This window comes from Nocardioides sp. P4_G4 (genome assembly GCF_056401085.1).
On sequence record NZ_JBFUKA010000166.1, the window covers coordinates 1 to 2,968 of the forward strand.

Consider the following 2,968-nt stretch of genomic DNA (forward strand, 5'->3'; position numbering starts at 1 on the left):
GCCGTGGGGCGACTGGACCACGCCGGAGCCGTGGTCCTCCGACGACTCGGACGTCAGCGCGCCCGGCGCGCGGTGGGCGGTGCCGTCGGACGTCACGGCGGACGGGCTCGCGACCCGACTCGACGCGCTCGGCGCCCGGACCCGCGAGGTGCTGCGGGACTTCCCACTCGACGCGGTGGCGTCGCCGGGCGGGCGGTTCGACGACGACCCGCCGACGCTGGAGTGGATCTGCTTCCACGTGCTGGGGGAGTACGCCCGGCACGCGGGGCACCTCGACATCGTCGCCGAGCTGGCCAGCGACTAGCCTCGACCGCGTGAATCCCCGCCTCGTCCTCGTCACCGGTTCCGGCCGCTCCGGCACCTCGAGCGTGGCCGGCACGCTCAAGCGCCTCGGCCTGCACGTGCCCCAGCCGGAGGTGCCCGCGGACGAGAAGAACCCGCGCGGCTACTACGAGCCGGTGTGGGTCACCGAGTTCCACAAGCGGGTGCTCAACCCCGTCCCGGTCCGCACGATCGACACGCGGCCGGACGCCGCGGCGGTCGCCGACGGAGCGATCACGCCGGAGGTCGAGGAGGAGCTGCGCACCTGGCTGGCCGACCAGCTCGACCAGCCGCAGGTCCTCGTCAAGGACCCGCGCGCCTTCTGGATCCTGCCGGCCTGGACGCGGGTCGCCGGGCAGCTCGGCGCCGACGTGTGCACGCTGACGATGCTGCGCCACCCCACCGAGGTGGTGCGCTCGCGCGACTCGGCGTACCTCACCGAGCAGACGCCGACCTTCCGCCGCCAGCGCGAGACCGCCAACGTCGCCGCGTGGGTCAACGCCGCCTTCGCCACCGAGGCCGCGACGCGCGCCCTGCCGCGGTCCTTCGTGCGCTACGACGACCTGCTGGCCGACTGGCGCTCCGCGATGTCCCGCGCGGGCGAGCAGCTCGGGCTGTCGTTCGAGCCCGATCTCGACGTCTCCCCGCACCCGGTGGACGACTTCATCGACGCCGAGCTCAACCGCTCAGCGATCACGTGGGACGACATCGCCGTCCCGCCCGGTCTGCGCGACCTGGCCGAGCGCACCTGGCAGGTCATGAACGTCCTGGTCTACTCGCCGTCCGACGCCGGCGCGATTGACGAGCTGGCCATCCTGCAGGAGGAGTACGGCGAGCTGTTCGACTTCTCCGAGGCGATCGCCATGGACGCGACGACCGCCCGGGTCGCCGCCGGCCGGCGCGACGTACGACGCAAGAAGGACGCCCAGCTCGACGAGCTGCACGCCGAGCTCGACGCGGCGCGGGCCGAGGTGGAGGCGCTGCGCTCGCGGCCCTCCGGGCTGGCCGGCCTCTTCCGCCGCTGACTCGTACCTCGCGGATAAGTCCCCGCCTGGGCGGGGACTTTGTCACTGTGTGACCGTTGCAACCGTCACACAGTGACAGAGTCCCCGCTCGAGCGGGGACTTTGACCGGGGGTCCTCAGCGCTCCCAGGGAGCCTTCACCGGGAAGTAGCCGCCCAGGAACTCCGACAGCATCGCGTCCACGGCGTCGGCGTCCACGGCGTACTCGTGGTGGTCGCCGATGCAGAAGAAGTCGCGATCACGGGCGCGGAGCTGGCGCAGCTGCCGCTCGATCCGGGCGTTGCTGAGGTCGACGAAGGCGTGCTCGGCCGGCGCGACGTACGCCGAGCCGGTGACCAGCCCGTAGTGCTGGGCGAGCGAGGACAGCATCGACACGTCGGTGTCGGCCCGGAACGGCGAGCGGGCCGTGCGCCCGACCGCGTCGGCGAACCGCGCCTCGACCTCGGCCAGCACCGACACCCGGTGGGGGTGCGGCGAGTGCGCCATCACCTGGGTGATCGCGACGCCGAAGGCCTCCTCGACCAGCGCCCGGTTGGTCGCCGCCGCGTGGAGGAACGGCTTGTCGGCCGTGCCCGGAAGCCCGATCGTGCCGTCGCCGACGAACGCCGCGAACCCGCCGCCGGCGCTGAAGAACAGCTCGGGCCGGGCCGCCCGGCCGAGGAAGACGTCGTCGTTGAGGTAGACGAAGTGCTCGGCCAGCCCGGGGACCCGGTGCAGCGCGGTCTCGATGGCCTGGGAGTTGAAGGTGGGCAGCGCGTCGGGCGGCAGGATCTCGCGGTGGTCGACGACCCGCACCTGCGGATGGTCGACCAACCAGTCCGGCCGCTGCCCGGCGGTGACCAGGTGGATCGTGCGCACCCACGGCGCGAAGAGGTGCACCGAGCGCATCGAGTGACGCAGCTCCTCACGGCTGCGGAACCGCGCCTGCCCACCCGCCTCGGGTCGGGCGCTGTCGCCGCCACGCTCTTGCCGGGCGGCGTTCCACTCCGGGTCGTCGCCGTCGACCCACGTGTAGACGACGTCGATGGGGAACGTCACGTCGTACGCCGTCGGCAGCGCCATCAGCGGCAGCGTCGGCACCGTGACCCCGGCGACCTCGACGGTCGCCGTCGCGGCGCCCGCGGGTGCCTGCGGCGTCCACCGGTTGGGGCGGGGGGCGACGAGCGTGCCGTCGGGGAGCCGGTCCCAGAACTCGATCTCGACGCTCGCGTCGTCGGCGAGATGGGTACGGCGCCCGTGCGCACGCGGCCACGGCTCCAGCACCAGCCGGTTGGGGGCGGCGTTGCTCAGAGCGTCGGCCAGCTCGGCGACCTGGAGGCGGCGCTCGGGCCAGCCCCGGTCGCCGGGGTCGCGGAGCGCGAGGTGCGCGGGCGCCGCGCGCAGGTGCTCGAGGAGGGCACGCCGCTGCGCGGTCGGTACGACGACCGTGGGCGCGGGGCGGTCGTGCGCCGGGATGACGAACCAGCCGCCACCGGCCCGCTCGGCGGCAGCCGTGACCAGCAGCAACGCCTCGGCCCGGGCCTCGACGGGCGTGACGAGCGGGATGTCGACGGGCATTCCCTCCCGGGTGAACGGGGCAGTTGGGGTAGTCCGTGACGAAGGGACCCCTGAGACCGGCGTCTCG

Annotated in this window: 3 protein-coding genes; 2 read left to right on the forward strand and 1 reads right to left on the reverse strand. The window is 73.7% G+C overall.

All coding sequences use genetic code 11. The features are described 5' to 3' along the window. Together AC1DQF_RS21415 and AC1DQF_RS21420 are read left to right on the forward strand one after the other, a co-directional pair. On the forward strand, positions 1 to 304 hold a 304-nt coding region (locus tag AC1DQF_RS21415), incomplete at its 5' end, for a mycothiol transferase (protein ID WP_477527242.1). A gap of 10 nt (positions 305 to 314) precedes the next feature. Beyond that, the gene (locus AC1DQF_RS21420) at positions 315 to 1,346 is read left to right on the forward strand and encodes a sulfotransferase family protein (RefSeq protein WP_477527243.1); all 1,032 of its coding nucleotides are present in this window, start codon (positions 315 to 317) and stop codon (positions 1,344 to 1,346) included. Positions 1,347 to 1,461: 115 nt separating this feature from the next. On the opposite strand, the gene AC1DQF_RS21425 is transcribed toward AC1DQF_RS21420, so the two are convergent. After that, positions 1,462 to 2,901: a stealth family protein gene (locus AC1DQF_RS21425; RefSeq protein WP_477527244.1), complete on the reverse strand. Its 1,440-nt coding sequence runs from the start codon at positions 2,899 to 2,901 to the stop codon at positions 1,462 to 1,464. Positions 2,902 to 2,968: the final 67 nt, after the last annotated feature.